At 64.1% G+C, this 25,483-nt stretch carries 25 protein-coding genes and 1 pseudogene; 12 read left to right on the forward strand and 14 right to left on the reverse strand.

The annotated features are described in order from the left end of the window. Positions 1 to 7 precede the first annotated feature (7 nt). Positions 8 to 293 (forward strand): annotated as a pseudogene (locus UNPA324_RS32090) (cupin domain-containing protein). Between the two features lie 92 nt (positions 294 to 385). Then, positions 386 to 1,357 (forward strand): hypothetical protein, encoded by a 972-nt coding sequence (locus tag UNPA324_RS32095; RefSeq protein WP_141937994.1) that lies wholly within the window; start codon positions 386 to 388, stop codon positions 1,355 to 1,357. Between the two features lie 29 nt (positions 1,358 to 1,386). Here the strand turns inward: UNPA324_RS32095 and UNPA324_RS32100 are convergent, their stop codons facing one another. Together UNPA324_RS32100 and rpsU are read right to left on the reverse strand one after the other, a co-directional pair. Further along, the gene (locus tag UNPA324_RS32100; protein WP_141937996.1) at positions 1,387 to 2,034 is read right to left on the reverse strand and encodes a tetratricopeptide repeat protein; all 648 of its coding nucleotides are present in this window, start codon (positions 2,032 to 2,034) and stop codon (positions 1,387 to 1,389) included. A 123-nt stretch (positions 2,035 to 2,157) separates the two neighbouring features. Further along, positions 2,158 to 2,454 (reverse strand): 30S ribosomal protein S21, encoded by a 297-nt coding sequence (gene rpsU, locus UNPA324_RS32105; RefSeq protein WP_008546194.1) that lies wholly within the window; start codon positions 2,452 to 2,454, stop codon positions 2,158 to 2,160. Positions 2,455 to 2,713: 259 nt separating this feature from the next. Between rpsU and aqpZ the strand changes: the two genes are divergently transcribed. Further along, a complete protein-coding gene (gene aqpZ / locus UNPA324_RS32110; RefSeq protein ID WP_141937998.1) occupies positions 2,714 to 3,436 on the forward strand; it encodes an aquaporin Z in 723 nt (240 codons plus the stop codon). A 106-nt stretch (positions 3,437 to 3,542) separates the two neighbouring features. Here aqpZ and UNPA324_RS32115 read toward each other — a convergent pair whose 3' ends face one another. The 3 genes from UNPA324_RS32115 to UNPA324_RS35880 form a co-directional block, all read right to left on the reverse strand. Further along, complete coding sequence (locus UNPA324_RS32115) at positions 3,543 to 4,649, reverse strand: 5-(carboxyamino)imidazole ribonucleotide synthase (RefSeq protein ID WP_141938000.1); 1,107 nt, start codon at positions 4,647 to 4,649, stop codon at positions 3,543 to 3,545. After that, on the reverse strand, positions 4,646 to 5,134 hold the full coding sequence (gene purE, locus UNPA324_RS32120) for a 5-(carboxyamino)imidazole ribonucleotide mutase (RefSeq protein ID WP_128918217.1): 489 nt from the start codon (positions 5,132 to 5,134) through the stop codon (positions 4,646 to 4,648). Before purE ends, UNPA324_RS32115 begins: the two co-directional genes overlap by 4 nt. 92 nt (positions 5,135 to 5,226) lie before the next feature. Then, positions 5,227 to 5,433 carry a hypothetical protein gene (locus UNPA324_RS35880; protein WP_246667316.1) on the reverse strand — a complete coding sequence of 69 codons (207 nt, stop codon included), beginning with the start codon at positions 5,431 to 5,433 and terminating at the stop codon, positions 5,227 to 5,229. Between UNPA324_RS35880 and UNPA324_RS32125 the strand changes: the two genes are divergently transcribed. Then, positions 5,363 to 6,001 (forward strand): GGDEF domain-containing protein, encoded by a 639-nt coding sequence (locus tag UNPA324_RS32125; RefSeq protein ID WP_246667312.1) that lies wholly within the window; start codon positions 5,363 to 5,365, stop codon positions 5,999 to 6,001. The two genes, UNPA324_RS35880 and UNPA324_RS32125, sit on opposite strands and share 71 nt — an antisense overlap. Positions 6,002 to 6,004: 3 nt before the next feature. On the opposite strand, the gene UNPA324_RS32130 is transcribed toward UNPA324_RS32125, so the two are convergent. The 3 genes from UNPA324_RS32130 to UNPA324_RS32140 form a co-directional block, all read right to left on the reverse strand. Further along, positions 6,005 to 6,256 (reverse strand): hypothetical protein, encoded by a 252-nt coding sequence (locus UNPA324_RS32130; protein WP_128918215.1) that lies wholly within the window; start codon positions 6,254 to 6,256, stop codon positions 6,005 to 6,007. Positions 6,257 to 6,355: 99 nt separating this feature from the next. Beyond that, positions 6,356 to 6,574, reverse strand: a complete 219-nt coding sequence (locus tag UNPA324_RS32135) for a hypothetical protein (RefSeq protein ID WP_128918214.1) — start codon at positions 6,572 to 6,574, stop codon at positions 6,356 to 6,358. 126 nt (positions 6,575 to 6,700) lie between these two features. Beyond that, on the reverse strand, positions 6,701 to 6,907 hold the full coding sequence (locus UNPA324_RS32140; RefSeq protein WP_008546179.1) for a YdcH family protein: 207 nt from the start codon (positions 6,905 to 6,907) through the stop codon (positions 6,701 to 6,703). 332 nt (positions 6,908 to 7,239) lie between these two features. On the opposite strand from UNPA324_RS32140, the gene UNPA324_RS32150 reads away from it, so the two are divergent. Further along, entirely contained in the window at positions 7,240 to 7,419 is a 180-nt protein-coding gene (locus UNPA324_RS32150) for a YdcH family protein (RefSeq protein WP_028138361.1), read from the forward strand. A gap of 107 nt (positions 7,420 to 7,526) precedes the next feature. Here UNPA324_RS32150 and UNPA324_RS32155 read toward each other — a convergent pair whose 3' ends face one another. Continuing rightward, entirely contained in the window at positions 7,527 to 8,630 is a 1,104-nt protein-coding gene (locus UNPA324_RS32155; RefSeq protein ID WP_128918213.1) for an NAD(P)/FAD-dependent oxidoreductase, read from the reverse strand. Between the two features lie 202 nt (positions 8,631 to 8,832). Between UNPA324_RS32155 and UNPA324_RS32160 the strand changes: the two genes are divergently transcribed. The 5 genes from UNPA324_RS32160 to UNPA324_RS32180 all read left to right on the forward strand — a co-directional run bounded on the left by UNPA324_RS32160 (position 8,833) and on the right by UNPA324_RS32180 (position 16,185). Continuing rightward, positions 8,833 to 11,520 carry a sensor domain-containing protein gene (locus tag UNPA324_RS32160; RefSeq protein WP_128918212.1) on the forward strand — a complete coding sequence of 896 codons (2,688 nt, stop codon included), beginning with the start codon at positions 8,833 to 8,835 and terminating at the stop codon, positions 11,518 to 11,520. A gap of 239 nt (positions 11,521 to 11,759) precedes the next feature. Next, positions 11,760 to 13,238, forward strand: coding sequence for a glycerol-3-phosphate dehydrogenase (locus UNPA324_RS32165; RefSeq protein ID WP_128918211.1), 1,479 nt, complete (start codon positions 11,760 to 11,762; stop codon positions 13,236 to 13,238). 52 nt (positions 13,239 to 13,290) lie between these two features. Next, on the forward strand, positions 13,291 to 14,457 hold the full coding sequence (locus tag UNPA324_RS32170; RefSeq protein ID WP_128918210.1) for an ABC transporter ATP-binding protein: 1,167 nt from the start codon (positions 13,291 to 13,293) through the stop codon (positions 14,455 to 14,457). Beyond that, positions 14,454 to 15,368: an ABC transporter permease gene (locus tag UNPA324_RS32175; RefSeq protein WP_128918209.1), complete on the forward strand. Its 915-nt coding sequence runs from the start codon at positions 14,454 to 14,456 to the stop codon at positions 15,366 to 15,368. Before UNPA324_RS32170 ends, UNPA324_RS32175 begins: the two co-directional genes overlap by 4 nt. 4 nt (positions 15,369 to 15,372) lie before the next feature. Beyond that, positions 15,373 to 16,185 (forward strand): ABC transporter permease, encoded by an 813-nt coding sequence (locus UNPA324_RS32180; protein ID WP_128918208.1) that lies wholly within the window; start codon positions 15,373 to 15,375, stop codon positions 16,183 to 16,185. A gap of 105 nt (positions 16,186 to 16,290) precedes the next feature. Here UNPA324_RS32180 and UNPA324_RS32185 read toward each other — a convergent pair whose 3' ends face one another. The 4 genes from UNPA324_RS32185 to UNPA324_RS32200 form a co-directional block, all read right to left on the reverse strand. Next, positions 16,291 to 17,142, reverse strand: coding sequence for a carbohydrate ABC transporter permease (locus UNPA324_RS32185; RefSeq protein ID WP_128917815.1), 852 nt, complete (start codon positions 17,140 to 17,142; stop codon positions 16,291 to 16,293). Continuing rightward, positions 17,139 to 18,011, reverse strand: coding sequence for a carbohydrate ABC transporter permease (locus tag UNPA324_RS32190; RefSeq protein ID WP_128917814.1), 873 nt, complete (start codon positions 18,009 to 18,011; stop codon positions 17,139 to 17,141). Before UNPA324_RS32190 ends, UNPA324_RS32185 begins: the two co-directional genes overlap by 4 nt. A 93-nt stretch (positions 18,012 to 18,104) precedes the next feature. Continuing rightward, positions 18,105 to 19,490 (reverse strand): ABC transporter substrate-binding protein, encoded by a 1,386-nt coding sequence (locus tag UNPA324_RS32195; protein ID WP_141938007.1) that lies wholly within the window; start codon positions 19,488 to 19,490, stop codon positions 18,105 to 18,107. A 384-nt stretch (positions 19,491 to 19,874) separates the two neighbouring features. Then, entirely contained in the window at positions 19,875 to 20,867 is a 993-nt protein-coding gene (locus UNPA324_RS32200) for a LysR family transcriptional regulator (RefSeq protein ID WP_128917812.1), read from the reverse strand. 104 nt (positions 20,868 to 20,971) lie between these two features. Here UNPA324_RS32200 and UNPA324_RS32205 point away from each other — a divergent pair, with 104 nt between their 5' ends. Next, positions 20,972 to 22,045, forward strand: a complete 1,074-nt coding sequence (locus UNPA324_RS32205) for a 4-oxalomesaconate tautomerase (RefSeq protein WP_141938009.1) — start codon at positions 20,972 to 20,974, stop codon at positions 22,043 to 22,045. A 54-nt stretch (positions 22,046 to 22,099) separates the two neighbouring features. Next, positions 22,100 to 23,485 (forward strand): C4-dicarboxylate transporter DctA, encoded by a 1,386-nt coding sequence (gene dctA / locus UNPA324_RS32210; RefSeq protein ID WP_141938011.1) that lies wholly within the window; start codon positions 22,100 to 22,102, stop codon positions 23,483 to 23,485. A gap of 90 nt (positions 23,486 to 23,575) precedes the next feature. Here the strand turns inward: dctA and UNPA324_RS32215 are convergent, their stop codons facing one another. Beyond that, the gene (locus UNPA324_RS32215; protein ID WP_181769696.1) at positions 23,576 to 25,468 is read right to left on the reverse strand and encodes an AsmA family protein; all 1,893 of its coding nucleotides are present in this window, start codon (positions 25,466 to 25,468) and stop codon (positions 23,576 to 23,578) included. Positions 25,469 to 25,483 lie beyond the last annotated feature (15 nt).

The raw sequence follows: 25,483 nt of genomic DNA on the forward strand, positions 1-25,483 counted from the left end.
GTTCCCGATGCTTGCCGCCAGATCCGAGGTTCAGGTCGATAACGAGGAGGTGCGGGTGACCGAGTGGCGCCTCGGTCCGGGCAGCGCCACGGGGCATCACCACCCACGGCATGGACTACGTGATTGTTCCCGTCGTGGCGGGGGAGATGACCATCGTGGCCCCCGGCGGCGAGCGGTCCAAGGCGCAGCTTGCGGCCGGGAAATCCTATTTCCGCAAGGCGGGCGTCCAACATGACGTACTTAACGAAACCTCAACCGAGATCGTGTTCCTTGAGATCGAGCTAAAGCCGTAAATCCGACCCTACCACTTGCCATCGATCCGTCGCAGTTGATCCCTTACAATGCCCCAAAGTTCCCGCATCAGATCGCGCGGGGAGTGGCCGGAATGCTGAAATACCTCGCTAAAATTTCAATGGATATTTTCCCCTCGGTGCTCGCGACGATCATCGGGGCGTACATCGTTAACCACTACATCAACGCCAAGCCGGCGGCTGATACCCCTGCGGCCGTTGTGGCTCCTGCCGAGGCCGGCAAGAACGGCAAGCCCGCCGATGTCGCCAATCTCCCGGCGCCCGGCGTCAAGGCGAAAGGCATCTCCGAGAAGAGCGTGACGGACAAGCCGGCGGCTGAGAAGGCCGCCGATCAGCCGGCCGTCGAGCACAAGGCTGCGGACGTGACACCGGCCGAAGCGAGCCCGCGTGGCAAGCCGTCGGCGCGCGAGAAGGCGGCCGCCAAGGCTACGCCGACGTCGACCCCTGCCGCGGGTGTACCCGCTCCCGCTGCCCCGGTGGCAGAGGCCAATTCGGCGCCGGCTGCGACCCCGGATGCCAACGATCTCGTGCGTGCCGCGATCGAGCGCCTGCGCAAGACGCCTGAGGGCAAGTCGTCTGAAGGCAAGTCGTCTGAAGGCAAGTCCGTCGAGGCCAGATCTTCCGAAACCAAGCCGGCCGAGGTTCGGCCGTCAGAGGCCAAGTCAGCCGAGAGGTCAGCCGAGCCTGCGGTGCGGGAAGCCTCCCGCGCGCCGGAGGCCCCGCGGGTCATCAATATGGAGCCGTCCGCGGTCCGCCCGCTGCCGCCGCCGATTACGGTGTCGACGCCCTCACCTGAGGCCTATGGCAATAATGGCTCCTCGTCGGCCAATCCGCCCTACACCGCCTCGGTCGGCAACGATGATCCGAATCGGATAACGCCGCCGGCTGATATTCCCGTGCCGGTGATTGCGCCGCCCCTCGACCTGCGCGCCGATGCCGGTGCCTCCATGCCGCGGCCGAAGAAGACCAATGTGGCCGACGAGATGCTGTCGGGCATGAAGTCGATGTTCCACTCCGTGCTGCCGAAGAGCGCCACCCCCGACTAAGACGACAGTAGCTGCCTGCGCCCAAGCCGTCAGCCGCCGACGCGGGCGAGGCCGCTGCGTGCGGTGTCGTCGCGTGGACGAAGCGAGACGGCCCTGGTGTAGGACGCCGCCGCCTTGGCCTTGTCGCCCAGCCGTTCATAGGCCTGTCCGCGCGTGGTCCAGACCTGCGCGTTGTGCGGATCCGCCTCGGAGGCCTCATCCAGATCGGCTGCGGCCTCCTTGACCTTGCCGAGCGCGAGATAGCTGGTGGCGCGGCCGAGCAGCGGCTCGACCTTCTGCGGGTTGAGCCCGCTCGCAGCGCTGAAATCGGCGATCGCGAAGTCGTGCTGGTTCTTGCTCTGATAGATCAGCGCGCGGCCATAGAGCGCCTGGGCATTGTAGGGATCGAGCCCGACGGCGCGATTGAACTCCTCGAGCGCTGCCGCGGTCTCGCCTGACTTCGCCAGGGATTGCGCCTTTGCGGTGTGAGCCTGAGCTTCGGTGACGTTGGCGGCGCTCACCGCGCTCTCAGCGGGCGCGGCTTCCTTGGGTGCCTCCTGCGGCTTGTCCTTCTCCGGCATCAACGATCCCAGATCGAAGGAGCAGCCGCATAGCGCAATCCCCATCAAAGCCAGCGCGAACGGCCACCAGATCTGGCGTCGCCGCGCCAAGCCGCGCTCGGGAAAAGGGGAGGCCATCTACGGTTCGCTCGCGCTCGTGCCGCACCGGTCGTGCCCGTCCCAGAAGGCACCGCTCACAAACAATAACGCGGGCCAGTGGCCCGCGTCATCGGAAACTGAAGTCTTGCAAGATCCGGTAGATCAGCGCGGTCCGCGCGGACCTGCACCCGGGCCACCACGACCGCCGCGATCACCGCCGGGACCGGCACCGAACACCGGCTTCGGCTTCATCGGCAGCAGGCCTTCGCGCTGCAGCTTCTTGCGGGCCAGCTTGCGCGCGCGGCGCACGGCTTCGGCCTTTTCGCGGGCCTTCTTCTCGGAGGGCTTTTCGTAGTGACCGCGGAGCTTCATCTCGCGGAAAATACCCTCGCGCTGCATCTTCTTCTTCAGCGCCTTGAGGGCTTGATCGACATTGTTATCGCGAACGAGAACCTGCACGCGGCATCCTCTTCAGTGGATCGGATTTGAATTCTGGTAAGACGAAGGGGATGGCGAAACGCGCAAGCCCTTAACCTTGAGGGCGCGGATGTACCAGACAAAACCCTGGATGTCCACCGGCCAAGCGGGAATTCGGGCCAAGTTCAGCCATTAAATGAGGCAAAATATCTCCGTGCGGCCCTGATTTGGGAGATTTGACGCCAATGGTGGGGCCGTTTCCGGAGCTTTGTTCCGGAATCTTGAAAGCAGGGGACTGCACATGGATATCAAGAAATACGCTGCCGAAGCCATTGGGACCTTTTGGCTCACATTCGCAGGTTGCGGGAGCGCGGTGATCGCCGCCGGCTTTCCGCAGGTCGGAATCGGCCTGGTCGGTGTCTCCCTCGCGTTCGGGCTCAGCGTGGTCACCATGGCCTATGCGATCGGCCATATCTCGGGTTGCCATCTCAACCCCGCGGTCACCGTCGGTCTTGCTGCCGGCGGCCGTTTCCCCGCCGGGCAGATCCTGCCCTACGTGATCGCCCAAGTGGCTGGTGCGATCGTGGCTGCATGGCTCCTCTATGTCATCGCGAGCGGGGCTCCCGGATTCGACGTCAGCAAGGGCTTCGCATCCAACGGCTATGATGCGCACTCGCCCGGCCAGTACAGCATGATCGTGTGCTTCCTCACCGAGGTGGTGATGACCATGATGTTCCTGTTCATCATCATGGGCGCCACGCATGGCCGCGCGCCCGCAGGCTTCGCACCGCTCGCGATCGGGCTCGCGCTGGTGATGATTCATCTCGTCAGCATCCCCGTCACCAACACGTCGGTGAACCCGGCGCGCAGCACGGGCCCTGCGCTGTTCGTCGGCGGCTGGGCGACAGCGCAGCTTTGGCTGTTCTGGGTCGCACCGCTGATCGGCGGTGCGCTGGGCGGGGCGATCTATCGCTGGCTCAGCGAGGAGCCCGCAGGAATCGTCGCCGGCGTGAAGACGGCGTAGAGAGCGTTTTCGAGCGAAGCGGATACCGGTTCGCGTCTAGAAAACGCGTCAACAGATTGCCAAGCGGGATCGCAGCGATTGCTGCGGTCCCCTCACTTGCTCTGGTTCACCTGCCTTGCGACGGCCCGATTTCGGTGACGTGGCCCATCTTGCGGCCGGGACGCGGCGCCCCCTTGCCATAGATGTGCACGGTCGCGCCCGGCACAGACAGCCACTTCTCGTAGTCGTTGATCTCGTCGCCGATCAGGTTGGTCATGGTGACGACCTCGCCGTGCCGGACCGGCTTGCCGAGCGGCCAGCCGGCGATGGCGCGGATGTGCTGCTCGAACTGCGAGACCGACGCGCCATCGAGCGTCCAGTGCCCGGAATTATGCACGCGCGGGGCGATCTCGTTGACCAGCACCTTCGGTCCCGTGCCATTGGCGAGCACGAACATCTCGACGGCGAGCACGCCGACATAGTCGAGCGCGCTCGCGATCTTTCCGGCAATGCTGCGCGCTTCCTCGGCAAGCGCAGCCGGGATCGGCGCCGGCGCGCGGGATATCTTCAGGATGTGGTCGCGGTGCTCGTTCTCGGTGACGTCGAAACACTCGACCTCGCCTGTGACCGAGCGAGCGGCGATCACGGAGATCTCGCGCTCGAACGGCACGAAGGCTTCCAGGATCGCCGATTTGGTGGCGAGGCTGGTCCACACCTTGGCGATGTCGTCGCCCTCGCGGATGATGGCCTGGCCCTTGCCGTCATAACCGAAGCGGCGGGTCTTGAGCACGGCCGGAAGGCCGATCCTGGCGATCGCCTCGCGCAACGAGGCGACGGAGGTGACGTCGGCGTAGGCTGCGGTGCCGATCCCGAGGCGCGTGACAAAATCCTTCTCGGCGAGCCTGTCCTGGGTGGTCTCAAGGATCTTGCGATTGGGCAGCACCGGGCGGCGCGCGTCCAGCACCATCGCAGCGGCCGAGGGCACGTTCTCGAATTCGTAGGTGATGACGTCGACGTCGCCCGCGAACAGCTCGAGCGCTTCGACATCGGCATATTCGGCGCAGGTCGCGTTCAAGACGACGTCGAAGGCCGGCGAGTCCGGATCGGGCGAGAACACCTGGCAGCGCAGGCCGAGCCGCGCCGCAGCCATCGCCAGCATCCGGCCCAATTGTCCGCCGCCGAGGATTCCGATGGTGTCACCGGGCTTCAGCTTCACGTGCCTGCTGTCGGTCACGCCTTGTCCTCCGGGCGCTCGGCGACCGCCTCGGTCTGAGCCTTGCGCCAGGCGGCGAGGCGATCGGACAAGGCCGGGTCGGACAATGCCAGGACGGACGCTGCCAGCAGCGCGGCGTTGGTCGCGCCGGCCTTGCCGATGGCGAGGGTGCCGACCGGGATGCCGGCCGGCATCTGGACGATCGAATAGAGCGAATCGAGGCCCCTGAGTGTCTTGGATTCGACGGGAACGCCGAATACCGGCAGTTCGGTCAGCGCCGCCGCCATGCCGGGCAGATGCGCAGCGCCTCCAGCGCCGGCGATGATGACCTTGTACCCCGCGGCCTTGGCGCCCTTGGCGAAAGCAAACAGCCGGTCGGGGGTGCGGTGGGCCGAAACGATGCGGCTGTCGGCTGCAATGCCGAGCGCAGCAAGCGTGTCGGCGGCGTGCCGCATCGTGTCCCAGTCCGACTGGCTTCCCATGATGATGGCGATCGGCGCGGTCATGACGTTAATTGTGCCCGAAAAACAGAAGGATAGGCCAGATTAACGGTTCCGGCCGGCGGCTCGCAAGGCGGTGGCAAGGAGAAGGGAATCCACTATCCTGTCTTGGTGAATCCCCGCAAGCCTTCATTGAGCAGGATGCCCATGAAGAAACCAAAAAGGGCGAGCGCTGCGAAGGCCAAAGCGGGCCGGAAGAACAGCGCCGGCCGTTCCAAAGCCGCCCCGAAGCGGCTGACCAGGCGTCCGGCGAAGCCGCCGCGGCGCGGGGCGTCCGGCGATGATGGAGCCAAGGCAACCGTCAAAGCCACGATCCGGGGCTTGCGGACCAAGCTCAAGCATGCACAGCGCCGGGTCGCGGAGCTGGAAGCTGCGGCCGATACCGATTTCCTGCTCGAGATTCCCAACCGGCGCGGCTTCGAGCGCGAGCTCGCGCGCGCCATCGCCTACATGAAGCGCTACCGCGCCAGCGGGGCGCTGATCGTGCTCGACGTCGATCGGTTGAAGCCGATCAACGATTCATTCGGTCATGCCGCCGGCGACGAGGTGCTCAAGGCGATTGTCGCCACACTGGCGAGGCAGGTCCGTGCCTCCGACGTGGTCGGCCGGCTCGGCGGCGACGAGTTCGCGCTGCTGCTGTGGAATCTGAGCGAGACCGATGCCAAGGCGAAGGCCGCCGCCTTCGAACAGGCAATCGACGAATTGTCCTTCGTCTTTCGCGGCCAGCACGTCACCGCGGGCGCCTCCGCCGGCGTCGCGTCGTTGGGACCGCATTCCGATGCGGCCCGCGCCCTCGAGGAGGCGGATGCCGCCATGTATGTGCGCAAGGCGCACCGGCGGCACGAGCCGCGGATCTGGCTGGTCGGCAGCTGATTCTTACAGCGTGGCGAGATCTTCCGGCACGTTGCCGAATTTGCGCAGCAGCGTGGCGTCACCGAATTCGCCGGTCATGGGATCGCCGCTGCGGCTGAACGCGACCGCACCGATGTGGCCTGCGCCGCGCGACAAGGCCTCGGCGCGCCGCAACGCGGCCGTCGAACTCTGGCATTCTTCCGCGGCGCCGGCGACAGGCGAGCCGTCGGCGTCGATCAAGAAGGGCATTGCAACGTAATAGGTCACATCCGACATGGCGTTGCTCCGATGGAGCATGATCCGGAAAAGTGTGAAGCGGTTTTCCGACAAGATCATGCACGAAATAAAAGCGCGATCTCCATCGCGCTTTGAAACTCAGGCGGCGCTGCTCTTGCTCCGCATCTTGCTGCGCGAGGTTTCCGGAATGCAGCCGGCGGAGATCGCCGCCTGCAATTCCTCGAGTTCGGCTTCCAGATATTCGTTGGCCATGATCAGCGCCTTGATGGTGCTGCGCAGATTGCCGTCGCACATCGCGATGGCCTGGTCGCAGGCCTCCTCATAATGGCTGTTGTCGAGAAGGGCGGCTGTCGACATCTGCATTGTTCCTTCAGTTGTCCTGGGGCGTTTCCTGGGGCGGTTGGGGTGCCCAAATGTTCCTATTTTGTTCTTTTCGAGTCAAGCGGATTCATGCGCGAACCGCCGCGCCAAGCAGCTCACGGATCAAGCGATGATATCAGGGGTAATCTGGTCTTCGATGAAGGCGATGCGGTCGCGCAACAACAGCTTGCGCTTCTTCAACCGCTGCAACCGCAACAGGTCGGGCGCGGGCGATTGATGCAGTGCATCGATCGCCGCATCGAGATCTCGGTGTTCCTGCTGCAACCGGGTGAGCTCGGCTTCGAGCTCACGCTCATCTTCATTGGTCATGTCTGCGGTGGCCGAAAACCGATAAGGCGTGAGACTAAGGCTGTGGATGCCCTGTGGAAATTATCGCCCTTGCGCGGCGTGACCGCAAGCGATCTGCGACCCTCGCTCGCCGATCTCCCGCAACATATTTCTGCGGGGGGCGCTGATGGGTTGCGCGAGCGCATTGATATCATGGATTTTTCCCGCGTGGTTCCTTTACTCACGCTTCGTTACATATGAATTTTCAAAAATGAAGCTGCGACGACGGATACCCATCGACAGAACGAATCGGTGATGTAGACTTCATTGTCCGGATCGAATCCTAAGGTTCAACCCTACCGAGGAGGTTTCGAATGACAATTCAGGCACATCTCGTTGAATTGGAACGGAAGCACAAACTTCTCGAAAACGAATTGCACGACGCTCTCGTGCACCTTTCAACAGACGACCTGCAAATTGTTGAGTTGAAGCGCCGGAAGTTGATGGTCAAGGACCAGATCGAGCGTCTGAAGCACGGCGACACGCTCCACTAGCAACCCCCGTAACAGTGTAGAGTTGATCGAACCCTTATCCGCAGGGATGGGAGCCTTTGCGCTCATCCCTGCTACAGGGCGCACCGTGCAAAGATGTTTGCGCGGTTTTAGACGTCTGCGAGCTCGGCGACGTGATCTGCGATCGCCAGCGATGACGTCAGTCCGGGCGATTCGATGCCGAACAGGTTGACCAGGCCCGCGACGCCGTGATCGCGTGGCCCCTGCATCAAGAAGTCCTGCGTTGCCACCGCGGGCGGCACGATCTTCGGCCGGATCCCCGAATAGCTCGGCATCAACGCGCCGTCAGGCAGCGTCGGCCAATATTTGCGGATCGCCGGATAGAAGCGCTCGGCGCGCGACGGATCGACCTCATAGTTGATCGTCTCGATCCACTCGACGTCGGGGCCGAAGCGCGCCTGGCCTGCCATGTCCAGCGTCAGATGCACCCCGAGCCCGCCAGGTTCGGGCACCGGGTAGATCAGGCGCGAGAACGGCGCCTTGGCATTGCAGCTGAAGTAATTTCCCTTGGCGAGATAGGCCGGCGGAATTCGGTCCAGCGGCATGCCGTCGATGTTGCGCGCCACCTTCGTCGCCGAGAGCCCCGCGGCGTTGACGAGGAGGCTGCATTGCAGCGTCATTGGCGCCTCGCCGCCGGCCTCGATCTCGATGGCGCCGCCGGCCGCCTTGGCGCGGATCAGCGGGGTGTGAAACGCGAAAGCCGCGCCTGATGCCTCGGCTTCGCCCCGCAGCGAGAGCATGTAGGCGTGGCTGTCGATGATGCCCGTTGAGGGCGACAGCAGCGCGGCATCGCAAGCCAGCGCCGGCTCCAGCGCGCGTGCCGCCTCGCCCGCCAGCAGCTGCATGTCGAGCACGCCATTGGCCTCGGCATGCGCCTTGATCGATTGCAGCTTCGCGGTCTCCTGCGGGCTGGTCGCGACGATCAGCTTGCCGCAATTCTTGTGCGGGATGCCGCGCTCGGCACAGTAGCGGTAGAGCGCGTGCTTGCCGTCGACGCACATGCGCGCCATCCAGCTCCCGGCGCGGTAGTAGATGCCGGCATGGATCACCTCGCTGTTGCGCGAGGAGGTGATGGTGCCGATCGCCTCGGCCTCCTCGAGCACGATGACCTCGCGCCCGGCCTGCGCCAGCTTTCGGGCCACCGCGAGCCCGACCACGCCAGCTCCGATGACGACGCAATCGACCCTATCCATGGTTGTGCAGCATGTCCGCTGGGAGCGCCGGTGGCATCAGGCCCGGGAAGAATGGCGCCCGGCCGTTTTCCGTTAAGGAAGAATTTATCATGTCAGGGCAATTGGCGTATTTCACGTCACATTTTTCTGTTGCGCGTACAGGCGTTTACCCGATCCAAACCCGTGAAGCCAGACAATCCGACGTTGAAATCGCGGGTGGCTGATGGCTGAGAAGAACTGGCACGAGGGCAGCACGCTTCCGATTGCTGTGCAGGCCGTTGTGTGTCTGGCCGGCACGGTTGCGCCCGCGCGCGCCTTTGCGCTGTCGGACGGCCTTGCCGCGCCGAGCTTTCTTGGTGAGCTCGATCCCAACGTGGTCTGGGAAGCCCTGATCGCGGGCATCGTCGTCTGTGCCTTCCTCGCCGCGATCGCGCTGTGGATCCATTCCTCGTTGCGCCGGACCCGGCGCTTGCAGCTGCGGCGCAATGCCTTCGTCTCCTCCGCCATGAACAATCTCAATCAGGGCGTGGTGATGACGGATTCGCAGCGCCGCATCATCTTCTGCAATGACCGCTATCTCGAGATTTACGGCCTGACGCGCTCGGATGTCTGGGCCAACATGAGCGGCCATGAGCTGCTCGAGCTGCGACGCAAGCGCGGGGTGCTCGGCGTCGCCTCCGACGACGAGTTCTACGAGAAGGCGGCCAGCACCAACGGCCTGATCACCGAACTGCCGGACGGGCGGGCCATCCTGGTGAAATATTTCGTGCTGCCCAACGGCGGTTCGGTGGCGACGCATCTCGACGTCAGCGAGCAGCGCAAGCTCTCGCGACAGCTCGCCTCGACCAAGCAATTCCTCGAAACGCTGCTGGACAACGTCCCGGCCTGCGTGGCCGCGAAAAACATCGAGGATGGCCGCTATATCTTCGCCAACAGCGCCTATGAGCGGTTCTGGGGCTTCTCGCGCGACCACGTCGTCGGCAAGAATGCGCGCGAGCTGTTCGAACCCGCCTCGGCTGGTAGCATCGAGGCGACCGACCGGGCAGCACTCGATTCGCCGGACGGCCAGTTCCGCAACGAATTCGAGGTCGATCGCGGCGGCGAGCGGCGCATGGTCGCCTCGATCCGGATCGTGGTCCGCAACGAGAGCAACAAGCCCGAATTTCTGATGCTCGTGTTCGAGGACATCACCGACCGCCGCTCGCTGTCGAAGGAGCTGGAGAGCACCAAGAAGTTCCTCGAACTGGTGGTCGACAACATCCCGGTGGCGCTGATCGTCGAGCAGGTCAAGGATGGGCGCTATCTGCTCGCCAATCGCAGCGCGGAGACGATCCTCAATCGCCGGCGCGAGGAAGCCACGGGCCTGACCGCGTCAGATATCTTCAACCCCAAGGAAGCCAAGCTGATCATCGCGCGCGACGAGGCCGCGATCAAGAAACGCGGGATGATCACCGAGGAACATCCGATCTCGACCAAGGATGGCCTGCGACTGTTCCTGACCCGCCGCGCCACCGTGCTCGGCGATGCCGGCGAGCCGCAATATCTGATCAAGACCCACGAGGACGTCACCGACCGCAGGCAGACCGAATCGCGCATGGCGCACATGGCCTATCACGACGGCCTCACCGATCTGCCGAACCGTGCCGCGTTCCTTCAGGCGCTGACCCAGATGATCGAGGCCTGCGAAGGTACCGACGAGGAGTTCGCCGTCCTGTGCGTCGACCTCGACGGCCTCAAGGAGGTCAACGACGTCTTCGGCCATGCACTCGGCGACAAGCTCCTGATCGAGGTGGCCCAGCGGCTTCAGGACTCCGCCCGCGGCGGCGTGGTCGCGCGCCTGTCCGGCGACGAATTCGGCCTCATCATCGACGGCAAGCAGCCGGATTCCGGCCTCGCGCTGGCGCAGCATCTCGGCGAAGCCGTCGCGAAGGAATTCCAGATCGACGGCCGGGCGGTCCGCGCCGGCGCCACCACCGGCATGGCGGTGTTCCCGCACAACGGCACTGACGGCGCCTCGCTGCTCGCCAATGCCGGTGCGGCGCTGTTCCGCGCCAAGCAGAAGTCCCGCGGCACGATCAGCCTCTACCAGCCGGAGATGGATCAGCAGATCCGCGATCGCCGCGTGCTGCACCAGGATTTGTCGATGGCGATCAAGAACGGCGAGCTCTCGCTCGCCTTCCAGCCGCAAGGCGTCGCCGGCCACAGCGTTGCCGAGAGCGAGATCATCGGCTTCGAGGCATTGTGCCGCTGGCAGCATCCGGTGCGCGGCCAGGTCTCGCCGGCCGAATTCATCCCGATCGCCGAGGAGAGCGGCCTGATCGTCGAGATGGGCGAGTGGATCCTGCGCGAGACCTGCCGCGAGGCGGCGTCCTGGCCGAAGCCGCTCCAGGTCGCGGTCAATCTGTCGCCGGCGCAGTTCATGCACGGCGACGTGGTGGGCCTCGTCCATTCGATCCTGATCGAGACCGGCCTTGCACCCGGCCGGCTCGAGCTGGAAATCACCGAGGGCGTGCTGATCGAAGATTTCGACCGGGGCCTCGCGCTGCTGCGTCGCCTGAAGGCGCTCGGCGTGCGCATCTCCATGGACGATTTCGGCAGCGGCTACTCCTCGCTGAGCTACCTCCAGGCGTTCCCGTTCGACAAGATCAAGATCGACCGGGCCTTCATCATCAATCTCGGCCGCAACCCGCAATCGGCTGCGATCGTCCGTGCGGTGATCGATCTCGGCCACGGCCTCGAAATGTCGATCATCGCCGAGGGCGTCGAGACGGTCGAGCAGCTCGCCTTCCTCGCCAAGGAGGGCTGCGACGGCGTTCAGGGCTATCTGCTCGGTAAGCCGCTGCCGATCGGGAAGTATGCCGGTCTCGTCGGTCGCGCCGAGGTCATGGAGCTTGCGCTCAAGACCGGCTAGAGCGTTTTCGAGCGAAGTGGACACCGGTCCGCGTCAAGAAAACGCGTCAGAATATGAATCGAGAGCCCCGTTCCGATTTCATCGGAACGGAAATGGCTCTAAAGCGCGACGCGATTAGGATGAATCGTCATCGCGCTTTAGGTTGTTGTTCAAGCATGATCTTTTCGGAAAACCGCTGCGCACTTTTCCGGATCATGCTTTAGTGATGATGGGGCGCTTCGCTCCTTCTCGACGGCCTCATGGCGGATTACGACCTTGCGATCATCGGCGGTGGTCTGAACGGTGTCAGCCTCGCGCGCGATGCAGCCGGCCGCGGTCTGCGGGTCGTCCTGTTCGAGCAGGGCGATCTCGGCGGCGCGGCGTCCTCGGCGACACCGCGGCTGATCCACGGCGATTTGTCGGTGCTGGAGCGGCGAGGGTTCTGGCGGGTGCGCCGGGCCCTGGCCGAGCGCCGGATCTGGCTCCGGATTGCGCCGCATGTGGTCCGGCCGATGCGCTTCGTGATCCCGGCGCATTCCGACGAGCGTCCACCCTGGCTGCTGCGCGCCGGCCTGTTCCTCTATGATAGCCTCACCAGCCGGAGCGGTCTGCCTGGATCTGCGACCATCGACATCACCCATCATCCGGTCGGCAACGCGCTGAAGCGGCCGTTCGGCACGGCCTTCGAATATTCGGACTGCGTCGTCGACGATTCCCGCCTGGTGGTGCTCACGGCGCTGGACGCGGCCGAACGCGGCGCTGCGATCCGGACCGGTGCGCGCTGCGTCCGTGCCGATCGGACCGACACATGGCGGCTAGCGATGGTCGATCGCGGCCATCGCCGCACGATCACGGCCCGGGCGCTGGCCAACACCACCGGGGCGTGGGCCTCGATGGTCGCGGAGACGGTGCTGCGCCAGCCGCAGCCCGCCGCAGCGGCCATGCAGATGAGCCAGATCATCGTGCCCAAGCTGTTCGATTCGGACAACGTCTACGTCTTTCAGAACAGCGACGGACGACTGATCTTCGCATCTCCCTTCGAGCGGCAGTTCACGCTGATCGGAACGGTCACGCATGACTTCACCGGCGATCCCGCCATCGTCGCGATGCGAGGGGCCGATATCAGCTATCTCTGCGAGGCGGCCAGTCGCTATTTCCGCGAGCGTGTCGCCCCGGCCGACGTGATCCGGACCGTCTCCGGCGTCAATTTGACGCCTGCGTCCGCACGGCGAGGCGACGGCACGACGCTGTTCCACGCGCGCCGGCGCAAGGCGCCGCTGATCACGATGTTCGGCGGCGACGTCACGACCTCGCGCCTCCGGGCGGAGCGGGCCGTGACGAGGTTGACGCCGTTCTATCCGATGTCGCCGCGCTGGACCGCTGGCGCGGCGCTGCCCGGCGGCGATTTCGCCTGGGACCGTTTCGACACCCAAGTCGACCTTGCGCGCGAGCGCTGGCGCTTTCTCTCGGAGGGGGAGGCCCGGCGCCTGGTCGCGGCCTATGGCTCGCGGCTCTCGGCCGTGCTTGGCGAGGCCAAGACCCGCGACGAACTCGGCCCGGCCTTCGGCCCCGAACTGACCGGCGCCGAGGTGCGCTACCTGATGGCCTGCGAATGGGCGCGCTTTCCCGAGGACATCCTCTGGCGCCGCTCCAAGCTTGGCCTGACGATGTCTGCGGCGGATCGCGACACGCTCGCCGCGTTCATGGCGGGTGTGAACGATCCATCCCGACCCGGTTGAGCAAAAGCCGATCGGCCGCTAGCGTGCGGCGGAATTGGGGTTGGCAGGGAACATGACCGACGAATTGCCCAAAACGCACGCCGCGACAGGTGCGGCCGATCGAGAAGCAGCCCCCGGCCAGCCGCTGCTGCGCATCGAGGGCGTCGCCAAGACGTTCGGGACGTTCCGCGCCGTGGATGGTGTCTCGCTCGACATCAGGGCCGGCGAATTTTTCGCGCTCCTCGGCCCGAGCGGCTGTGGCAAGACCACGCTGCTGCGCATGCTCGCCGGCTTCGAGGCGCCGGACGAGGGGCGCATCCTGCTCGGGGATAAGGACATCGCGCAGGCCTTGCCGCATGAGCGGCCGATCAACATGATGTTCCAGAACTACGCGCTGTTTCCGCATCTCTCCGTGCGCGACAACATCGCCTTTGGCCTGAAGCGCGCCGGCATGGCGCGTGCCGACATCGCCACACGGGTAGCCGAGATGGTCGCACTGGTGAAGCTCGAAGGGCTGGAGAAGCGCAAGCCCGACCAGCTCTCCGGCGGCCAGCGCCAGCGCGTGGCGCTGGCTCGCGCGCTGGCACGGCGGCCGCAGCTCTTGCTGCTCGACGAGCCGCTTGCGGCGCTCGACAAGAAGCTGCGCGAGAGCACGCAAGGCGAATTGATGGAATTGCAGCGTCGGCTCGGCACGACCTTCATCATCGTCACCCACGACCAGGAGGAGGCGATGACGATGGCGAGCCGGATCGGTGTGATGAACGCCGGCAAGCTCGCCCAGGTCGCGAGCCCCCGCGAACTCTACGAGGCGCCGCGCTCGCGCTGGATCGCGGAGTTCGTCGGCGACGTCAATGTATTCGACGGCGAGACCAAATTGCGCGATGGTCATCGCCTGGTCATTGGCACGCGCGATGCGGGGCCGCTGGTGGTGGCTGAGCCGCGCGAGCCGGTCGGCGCGGGAAAATTGGCGGTCGCGATCCGCCCCGAGAAGGTCAAGCTGTCGCGGCGCGGCCCGGTGAGCGAGGCCGGCTATGAGACGGCGATCAACCGGCTCGATGGCGTGATCGCCGACGTCTGCTATCTCGGTGGCAGCACCACCTACAAGGTGAAGCTCGAAACCGGCGGAACGGTGCAGGCGTCCGTCGCCAACAGCGCGCGGCTGGATGTCGACGCCTACAGCGTGGACCAGCAAATCGTCGCCTGGTTCTCGCCCGATGATTGCGTGGTGCTGCAATCATGAGCGCCCGCCGCATCTTCGCAAGGCCAGCGCGCTTTGCCGCGATCGCGCCGTATGTCTGGATGGTGCTGTTCTTCCTGGTGCCGTTCGCCTTCGTCTTGAAGATCAGCCTGTCGCAAACCGCGATCGCACAGCCGCCCTACGATCCGGTGTTCGACGTGACGGCGGGATGGGACGCGCTCAAGGCGGCCCTTGCTGCGCTGTCGTTCGACAATTTCAGGCTGCTCGCCTCCGACGATATCTATGTGTTTGCTTATGTGCGCAGCCTTACCGTCGCCGTCACGGCGACTGCGCTGTTGCTGCTGATCGGCTATCCCATCGCCTATGGCATGGCGCGGCTGCCGAAGAGTTGGCAGGCGGTGGTGATGGTGCTGGTGATCGTGCCGTTCTGGACCTCGTTCCTGATCCGCATCTATGCCTGGATCAACATTCTGCAGCACGACGGCCTGCTCAACCAGATCCTGCTGGCACTGCATCTGGTCAGCCAGCCCGTGGTCTGGCTCTCCACCGACAGCGCGATGTATATCGGCATCGTCTATTCCTATTTGCCGTTCATGATCCTGCCGCTCTACGCCACGCTCGCCAAGATGGAGCCGGCGCTGGAGGAGGCAGCCGCCGATCTCGGTGCGCCGCCGTGGCAGGTGTTCTGGCTCGTCACCTTCCCGCTGTCGCTGCCCGGCGTCGGCGCCGGCGTGCTGCTGTGCTTCATTCCCATCGTCGGCGAATTCGTCATTCCGGACCTTCTGGCCGGCTCCAATTCGCTGATGATCGGCCAGACCTTGTGGCTCGAATTCTTCACCAACAAGGACTGGCCGGTCGCCTCTGCCGCGGCCATCGTGCTGCTGGTCGTGCTGCTGGTGCCGCTGTTGCTGTACGAGCGGCTGCAGAGGCGGCAACTGGAACTGGGGCGCTGAGACAATGCGCAAGGTCTCCCGTCTCTCCCGCTTCAACATCGCCTCGCTCGCGCTGGGACTGGCGTTCCTTTATCTGCCGATCCTCATTCTCGTCATCTATTCCTTCAACGCCTCGCGTCTGGTGACGGTGTGGGGCGGTTGGTCGCTGCGCTGGTATCACGCGTTCTTCAATGACCGCGCCATGATCGAGGCGGCCTGGATGAGCCTGCGGGTCGCGGTCGCCTCCGCGACCATTGCCACGCTGCTCGGCACGCTCGCCGCCGTCGCGCTGTCGCGTGGCGAACGCTTCCGCGGCCGTACGCTGTTCTCCGGAATGCTCTATGCGCCACTGGTGATGCCGGAGGTGATCACTGGTCTGTCGCTGCTGCTGCTGTTCGTCGCCCTGAACGCCGAGCGCGGTTTCTGGACCGTGACGATCGCGCACACCACGCTGACGATGTGCTTCGTCGCCGTGGTCGTGCAGTCGCGGCTCGGCTCGCTCGATCGTTCGCTGGAGGAGGCGGCGATGGACCTCGGCTGCGACCCGGTCCGCGCATTCGTGTCCGTGACGTTGCCGCTGATCGCCCCCGCGATCGTCGCCGGCTGGATGCTGGCCTTCACCCTGTCGCTCGATGACCTCGTGATCGCGAGCTTCACCACCGGGCCCGGCTCGGCGACGCTGCCGATCCGGATCTACTCCGAGGTGCGTTTGGGGGTGAAGCCGGAGATCAACGCGATCTGCACGCTGGTGATCGCCCTGATCGCTGTCGTCATCGTCATCGCCTCGCTCGCCTCGAAACTGTCGAGTTCGCAGGGCGAGAGCGCGGCACCGTTGTAGCCCTTGCTGTCATTGCGAGGAACTCTTGCGACAAAGATCAATCCAGTCTGCCTCTGCAGAGGTAGTCTGGATTGCTTCGCTTCGCCCGCAATGACGAAGAGAAGGCTACGACTTCACCGCACCCGCGGTGAGCCCGCCCACCATGTAGCGGCGGAAGGCGTAATAGACCGCGGCCGGCGGCAGTGCGTAGATGAAGCCGGTGGTCATCAACAGCTCCCAGGGCGAATCGTCGGCGGCAAGGAAGTTGCCGAGCGCGACCGGGAGAGTGATCTCGTGATCGTTGGAGAGCAGCAGGAACGCGTAGAGATATTCGTTCCAGGCCAGCAGCACCGCATAGGTGCCGATTGCGACCAGCGAGGGCATCATCAGCGGCAGATAGACCAGGCGGAAGATCTGCAGCGTCGTCGCGCCGTCCATCACGGCGGCCTCATCCAGTTCGACCGGCAGCTTGTCGGAGGCCTGCTTGAGCACCCAGATCGCGTAAGGCGAGGCGATCGTCACCATGGCCAGGATCAGCGACCAGTGATTGTTGAGCAGGCCGTAATTGCCCATGGTCCGGTACATCGGCACGGCGAGGAACGCGGCCGGGATGAAATAGGTGAAGAGCGCGAGGTTCAGCACCATGCGTCCGCCCGGCACCTTCAGCCGCGAGATCGAGAACGCAGCCGCGGTCGCGATGAACAGAGTCAGCACGCCGACGGATGCCGCGATCACCACCGAATTCCAGAACTGGACGTAGAAATCGCGCAGGAAGTAGTGCTGCTGCTTGAACACGATCTCGAAGTTGTGCAGCGTCGGATGGTCCGGCCACAGCTTGCCCGAGAACGCGTCCTCCTTCGGGGAGATCGCGAACAGGAACATGTGATAGATCGGGATCATCGTCCACAGGAAGACGGGAATGCCGATCAGCAGGAGCCGCGCTTCGGTCCCGACTTCGCGCAAGGAGGGGAGCTTCATCGCGACAACCGTTTCATCATGAAGTACACGAGCGGCAGGACGAACGGCATCGCGCAGACGATGGACGCCATCGCCAGCGAAAGCTGGTCGAGCCGGAGATAGCGGATGCCGAGCGTCGACAGCACATGCGTGAGGTCGGCCGGGCCGCCGCCGGTGAGCAGATAGACGCTGTTGAAGTCGCCGAGCGTCCAGATCATCGAGAGCAGCGTGCAGGTGACGTAGAGCGTCTGCATCGACGGCCAGGTGATGTAGCGGAATTTCTGCCACCAACTCGCGCCGTCGACCTCGGCGGCCTCGAACAGATCGTGCGAGATCGCAAGGCGACCGGTGATCAGGATCAGCGTCCAGAACGGTAGTGACTTCCAGATGTGGACGGCGATCGCCATGGTCAGCGCCACGGTCGGGTCGTTGAGCCAGTTCGGGCCGTCATCGCCGGTGAGGGAGAAGATGAAATGGTTGATCATGCCCCATTCGGGATTGAGCATGAACCGGACCGACAGGATGGTCGGGATCGACGGCACCGCCCAGGGCAGGATGAAGATCACCGAGAGCCATTTGATCCAGGGGCGCTGCTGGGCGAAGAAGCCGGACAGAAACAGCGCGATCAGCATCTTGATGTTGATGCCGATGACCAGGAAGATCAGCGTGTTGACCGCGGCGCGCGCGAAGATCGGGTCGTTGTAGAGGGCGACATAGTTCGAGGGCGCCCGCGCCAGCCACAGCCCGTAGCAGACGGGATAGACCACGAAGGCCAGGAAGACGAGCAGATAGGGCGCGAGCAGCACGATGCCCCAGATCTGCGCCGGGGTTAGCCGCGACGACAGGGGCGGGCCGGGGATTGCCTGATCGCCAGAGAGCGTGATCGCCATTCTTTTCGGACTCTTCAAAGAGAAGCCGGCCGCGAAACGCGGCCGGTGTTGTTCTTACACCTCTCCCCGCAACGCGGGGAGAGGTGCGGGGAATTAACCTGCGACCTGCTTGATGCGGGCGATCAGTTCGTCGACCGCCTTGTCGACCGGAACCTTCTCGCTGACGACGCGGTTCATCGCCTTCGCCCACACGTTCTCGTTGTTGAGAATCGTGAACTTCCAGTTCTTGGTGAAGTCGAACGGTGCGGTGCCGCCCTTGAACTGCGTGTAGACGGCCTTGCGGTGCTTGTCAGCCTGCCAGAACGGGCTTTCCTGGCTTTCCTTCGTCACGGGGAACCAGCGGCCGAGCGCGCCCTCGATGTAGGGACGGACGTTCTCTTCCTGGAGCAGGAAGCTGATGAACTGCTTGGCCTCGGCCTTGTTCTTGGCCGCGGTGAAGACCAGCCCGGTCTTGACGTCGGAGCGGTACTTGATGGTCGAGCCATCGGGCGCCTTGGGGAAGGACGACGTGATGATGTCCTGCTCATAGGCCTTCTTGCCGGCCTCGCGCTGCTCGGGCGTAAGAGCCTGGTTCTGCGAGTCCTCGTACCATTTCGCCGCGATCGAGATCGTGAAGTTGTGGGTCATCACGATGGTCTTGTTGTGGAAGGCGACGTTGTTGTCGGGATCCTTCCAGGTCGTGGAGGACGGCGGCGTGCAGCCCTTGATATAGGTGTCGGTGTAGTCCTTCATCGCCTTGATCAGGTTCTCGCGAACCTTGGGATCGTCGACCGTGAGCTTGCCGTCATCGTCGACCAGCTTGACGTGGTAGGCGTCCATGAAGGTGTAGAACGACTGGAAGGCGTCGGTGGATTCCACGCCCATCGGCTGGCCGACGGCATAGATGCGCTGGTTGGTCGCCTTGCGGATCGCCGGCTGCACCTTGTCGCACCAGAACGTCCAGTAGCCCGTCCAGTCGTTCGGGATATCGGCCTGCTTGAAGCCGGCCTTCTCCAGCATGTCGTTCCAGATCTGGACGTGCATGCTCTGCTGCTTCAGCGGAAAGCCGTAATAGGCCTTCTTCTTGGCGACGTCGTTGTAGAGGATCGATGCGTCGAGCGTGTTCTGCACGAAACGGCCCTTGATCGGCTCCATGACGTCGGAGAGATCCTCGAGCTTGCCCTCATAGGCCCATTTGCCCTGCGCCTGGACGTCATAGGAATCGGAATAGGCGACATCGGGCACGGTGCCGGCATCGAGAGCGGCGACCGTCTTCGGAATCATGTCCTGGATCGCGTATTGCGACAATTCGACCTTGATGCCGGTCTTGGCTTCGAACTTCTTGATCGTCTCGATCAGAGCGTCGTCTTCGGAGCGATAGAAGCCTTTGCCCCACCAGACCGTGATCGTCTTCTGCTGCGCAAATGCGGGTGCAGCGGCTGCAAACAGCCCGGCCGCAGCGACCGCCAGTGATACTGCGCCAATAACCTTGGATTTCACGTTTTTCTCCCTCAAACGGCCGGTGTTTTTAACCGGTCGTATAAAACACTAGCGCATGGCGGTAGTCCGATCTAGCGGCATGTTGTCAGACATAGGTCGAGGGGACAGAGGCTCGTGGAAGTGCTTAACGCGCGCATCAATCCAATCGCCGCATCAATTCCCGGCAATCAATTCGCCTTGTGTGTTCTTGACCTGACCCATGCGCAAGCTCCACACCCGCTCGCCGCAGGCGCAAGACCTATTAGGCGGTACGAGGCCTGAACGCAACGCAACCTGCTCGCAACGCAGCGGTGCGCCGGCTGCAGAGAGCCAAATGTCTCCGAACACAAGCGGGCCAATCCGAGGAACCTGAGCGGAATGGCCTTTCCATTCTGCCGCGAGCTATCAGCGTTTCCGCTTCGGACCCGTCGATGCCGTGTTTGAACTTGCCTCGGCGGGTTGGGATCGCGGTTTGCCTTGCCCGCTGGCCCTGGAAGGAGCGCGCCATGCCTCGAGCAGCATCTTGAGAAATTGACTGGCATGAGGAGATAGTGTCGCCCCGCGCCTGCGCACGATTCCGATCGTCCGCGACACTTCCGGCTCGACCAGACGAATGGTGTGGATGATCGGATGGCCGGCGGCGGGCGTCGCGAGCCTCGGGAGCACGGCGATGCCAAGGCCCGCTTCGACCAGGCCAAGCGAACCCGAGAGATGAGCAACTTCATAGGACCAGTTCAACTGGAGGCCCTGTCGCGCCAATGCGTTGTCGATCAACGCGCGATTGCCGCTGTTGCGACCGACGGTGATGATCCGGTGCGGTACGATCTCCGACCAGCTGACCTGCTTGCGCGACGCCAGCGGATGATCATGGCGGCAGGCCAGCACGAAAGGGTCCTCGACCAGTTTCTCGAATTCAATCTCTGCATGCGAAGCACCGATGAAATTGATGCCGAAGTCGGCTTCTCCGCGCGCGACCGCCTCCAGTCCCTCATTGGCACCGATGTCAAGAATCCGAATGCGAATGCGCGGATATGCTTCCGCAAACCGGCCGATCGCACGCGGCAGGAAGTAGAACACCGCCGTCGGCACCGCAGCCACCGAGACCAGGCCTGAACTTCGCGCGCCGATATCGTGGATGGCGAGCACCGAGGTCTCGAACTCGTCGATGAGCCGGCGCACCTTCGGCAGGAAGTCACGGCCGGTCATGGTGAGATTGACGTGGCGCGTCGATCGCTCGAGCAACGGTGCACCGAGGCTTTCTTCGAGTTTCTGGATACGGCGACTGAGCGCCGGCTGCGACAAATTCAGCGCCTTGGCGGTCCGGACAAAGCTTCCCGTCTCCGCGACGGTGATGAACGCCTTGAGGTCGAGCAGTTCTGCGTTCACGGCGTGATCCATTATTACGATAGATGGAATAATACATCAGATATTTGCATTTCCCAAAAGAGTTCAGAGGGAGGATGCTCTGGTTCAGGCGATATATCGCCGAACGGAAGAGTTCCATGAACGATCAGATTGCCATTCCCTGTGTGGTCATGCGCGGGGGCACCTCGCGCGGACCGTTTTTCCTGGCCCGCGATCTTCCGGCCGATCCCAGGTCGCGCGACGCGGTCCTGCTGTCTGTGATGGGGGGTGGACACGATCTTGGAATCGACGGAATCGGCGGGGGCAATGCCGTCATCAACAAGATCGCGATCGTCGGGCCGGCCACGGTGCCCGGTGCTGATGTCGATTACCTGTTTGCCCAGGTGCGAGTTCGTGAGGGCATCGTCGATACCTCGCCGAATTGCGGAAATATGCTTGCAGCGGTGGGGCCGTTCGCAATCGAAGCCGGTCTGGTCGCCGCCACCGCAGATCGCACCCATGTGCGCATCCACAATGTCAACACCGGCAAGCTGATCGATGCGACAATTGCCACGCCGGGAGGGCGGGTGACCTACGAGGGCGAGGCGCGGATCGACGGCGTACCGGGAACGGCCGCGCCCATCGAACTGTCGTTTCCTGACGCGGCCGGTGCCCGCACCGGTCGCCTCCTGCCGACGGGACGCCCGATCGACCGCATCGAAGGGATCGATGTGACCTGCATCGACGCGGCCATGCCCGTCATGCTGGTCCGAGCAGCGGATCTGGGATGGACAGGCCGTGAGGCACCTTCAGACTTCGCCGGCGGCGGCTTCCGCGCGCGTCTTGAAGGGTTGCGTATCGAGGCCGGGCGCCTGATGGGCTTTCCAAATGCCGCGAACATGGTGATCCCGAAGCCTGTTCTGCTTGCGCCAGCGGGCGAGGCAGCGCTGAACGTCAGGTACTTCATGCCGCACGATTGCCATAGCGCGCTGGCGGTGACCGGAGCTGTCGCAATCGCGACGGCCTGTGTGACGCCCGGGACAATCGCTGCAGAGATGGTGGGACCGCTGGCACCGCCGGAGCCGATCACGTTGGCTCACCCCTCCGGTCAGCTCGTAGTTCGGCTGGAGCCCGGCCCGGTGGCTCGGGTGCAGCGGACAGCCCGGCGCATTTTCGAGGGACATGTGTTCGCCCGCCGATCGCACCTGCCTCAGGCGGTGCTGGCGGCCTGAAGCCCGCCGCTTCCGACGCCATCACAAAAAATCAGAGCCATGGGAGAAATGAGAATGCACAAGGAAGCGCTGGTCGGGCACCCGAGCACCGAGGCTCGGAAGCCATTCTACCGGATTCTCTACGTCCAGGTGCTGATCGGCGTGGTGCTGGGTGTCCTCACCGGCCATTTCTGGCCCGAATTCGGCGCTGCGCTGAAGCCGTTCGGAGACGGCTTCGTCAAGCTGGTGAAGATGATGATCGCGCCGATCGTGTTCTGTACCATCGTCAGCGGCATCACCAGCATCAGCGATTCTCGCGAGGTCGGCCGCACGTTGGTGAAATCCATGGCGCTGTTCTATCTGCTGACGGTGCTCGCGCTATTGGCCGGGTTGATCGCCATCTCGTTGATCCAACCGGGCGTAGGCATGCATGTCTCCGTCAGCACGCTGGATCCGTCGGTGGCGGCGAAATTCGCCAAGCAGGCAGGCGCCAGGGGATTTGCGGACTTCATGCTGCACATCATTCCGCATTCGTTCTTTGGAGCGTTCGCCGATGGTGAGGTGCTGCCGGTCCTGCTGGTCTCGATCCTGATCGCCTTTGGCCTCAGCCGTGCCGGCGATGGGGGCGTTGCGGTGACGAAGGCGATCGCCTCGTTCTCGCACGTGCTGTTTGTGTCGTTCGGCTTCATCATGAAGCTCGCGCCGCTCGGCGCCTTCGGCGCCATGGCGTTCACCGTGGGCCGCTACGGCGTCCGTTCCATCGGCTCGCTTGGACTGTTGATCCTGACATTCTATCTCGCCTGCTCCGTGTTCGTGGTGGTCGTGCTCGGTACGCTGGCGCGGCTGAACGGCTTCAGCCTGTGGAAGACGATCCGCTACTTCAGGGAAGAGCTGCTGATCGTGCTCGGCACGTCATCGTCGGAGCCGGCGCTGCCTGGCGCACTGCGCAAGCTGGAGCAACTCGGATGCAGGAAAGGCGTGTCGGGGCTCGTGCTGCCGATGGGCTACTCCTTCAATCTGGACGGCAGCGCGATCTACCTCACCTTGGCCTCGATCTTCATCGCGCAAGCTTGCGACATTCACCTCGGATGGGGGCAGATCGGGGCGATGCTCGGGCTGATGCTGCTGACGTCCAAAGGGGCGGCTGGTGTCACCGGCAGCGGCTTCGTCGCGCTTGTCGCAACGCTCTCCGTGATGCCGGATCTGCCCGTGACCGGCGTGGCGCTGCTTGTCGGCATCGACCGCTTCATGTCGGAAGCGCGGGCGCTGACCAGCATGATCAGCAACTGTGTCGCCGCCATCACCGTTTCACTATGGGAGGACGCCTGTGACCGCGAGGTCTTGGACCGTGAATTGGGACAGAATGGCAGTGTCGAGCTCCCGGTTGGGACAAAGATCGCCGGGGCGACAGTGATGCGGTATGGCAAGAGCTGGGTTTCAACGACGCGATCGGCCGCTTGACAGCCATCTTCGGACAACTCGGTCGCAGGTATTGGTTTCTTACGCGAACCTGTGGCTGCGACCCGACAAGGCACTCTAGTTCGACTTACTCTAGTTCGACTTGGCGCCTTCCTTTGCATTCTCCGCCGTCGGCGATCCGTCCTGAGCGGGGCGCTTGCCGCCCCCAGTGATGCGCTGCTTCAGGAGATCGAGGAAGGGGGACGCCGCGGGCGACTGCCGGATCAGGCTTTCAGGGTCGGGGAAAATCAGCGGATCGTCCCAGGGGCCCTGCACCATGAAGGGCAATTGAAAGCCGGACGTCGTATTGAGGCTCGCCACCCCCTTCATGTCGTATTCGCGCGTCGGCACCGAGGCGGTGCCGGTCAGCGTGATCTTGGCCGCCGGCCCTTCGATGCGGATGTCCTCGGCGGTGGCGATCCCGTCGGAGAATTTCACCGCGATGGTGAGATTGTTATACGGCGTCGAACCGTTGCGGAAATTGCCGCCGCCCGACAACGGCCGCCGCTCCAGGCGCTTCAGGAGCTGCTCGGCGTTGAAGCCCGAGATCGCGCCGTCATGCCCGGTGATGGTGGCGCTGCCGTCGAGCGACTGCACGAGGCCGAACGGGCTCGAGCCCGAGGCGAACAGCGACACGTTGATGTTGCCGCGGCCGGACAGCTTGTTGAGGCCGAACAGTTCGGTGGCGCAGGCCTGGAGATCGACGTCGGTGAACTGGAATTGCGCCTTGATGTCGGCGACGGTGTCGGCGCGCGCGATGCCGAACGAGCCCTTGGCGATCCCGCCATAGACCTGCGCCTCGCCGACCGAGAGTGCCAGCGTGCCGTTGCGCAAATTGGCGCCGATCGCGGTGCGGCCGAGCTTGGTCGGCCCGACCGTCAGCTTTGCCGCCGACAGGCGCATGTCGAGGTCGGTGGTCGACAATCCCTGGAGATCGAACAGCTGCCTGTTCCAGTCGCGCGCCCCGCTGGCGAGCAGGCGGAAGGTGGAGATATAAGGTGTGAAGTCGAGCGCGTCGGCGGCAAGCGTCGCCTGCAGTGTCTGCCGGCCGTTATTGGCGTAGGTCATGACGCCCTCGGCGGCGTTGCCGTCGAGCTCGACATTGACATTGGTGAGCGCGATCGAGGCCCCGACGACGTTGGCGCGCGCCTTCAGCGCGAAGCGGCCGAAGCCGCCGCTGGCGGGCTGCGGCTGCCCGGTCCAGCGCAGCGCGTTGCGCAAGGAGGGGCTGTCGATCGTCAGCGTACCCTCCATCATCGGGCTGGTGCGGTTGGCGACGCTGCCGTCGAAGGCGAGCTTGAGCGGCGTGCTGGCGATCCGTGCCTTCAAACCCGATCGCTCGCCGGACAGGGCGGCGACGAAATCGGAATAGCTGATCGAGCCGTCGACGCGCTCGCCGCGCCAGTCGAACTGTCCCGTCGCGGCGAAGGAGCGCGAGATCGAGGGCCATGCCAGCGACAGGTCGATGTCGTCGAGCTGCTCGGTGGCGCGGGTGGCGGCGTCCTCGTACTCGAGCACGCCATCCTGAATCCGGATTTCGGAGAACGAAACCTGGTTCTCGGCCCCGGGCTTCATGGTGCGCGCGATGGTCTGGATGAAGGGCGTCCAGTTGCTCTCGCCGTCCGGCTTCAGGCTGACATGGATACGCGGCCGCAGCAGCGTCAGGTCGGCGATCTCGAACCGTTGCAGCAAGAGCGGCAGCAGCCGAAGATTGGCGGTGAGCACCTCGACATGGAGCGCGGAATCGCTGGTGCCGCCACCCTTGAGGCCGACGTCGTGGAAGGAGATGTAGCTCGCCGGCAGCACCGAGATGTCGATGTTGCCCGCGACGCTGAGCTCGAGCCCGGTGACGTCGCGGATCTGCGCTTCGACCGCCTTGCGCAGGGCGTCGCGGTTGATGAGCCAGGAGGTCCCGATCAGGGCGATCAGCGCCACGCCGAGCAGCGCCGCGATCGGCGTCCCGAGGCGCTTCATTCCTTGGGCCATGGTCAATGGCATGTC

It is taken from the genome of Bradyrhizobium sp. UNPA324 (assembly GCF_006658635.1).
Classification (GTDB): Bacteria; Pseudomonadota; Alphaproteobacteria; order Rhizobiales; family Xanthobacteraceae; genus Bradyrhizobium; species Bradyrhizobium nanningense.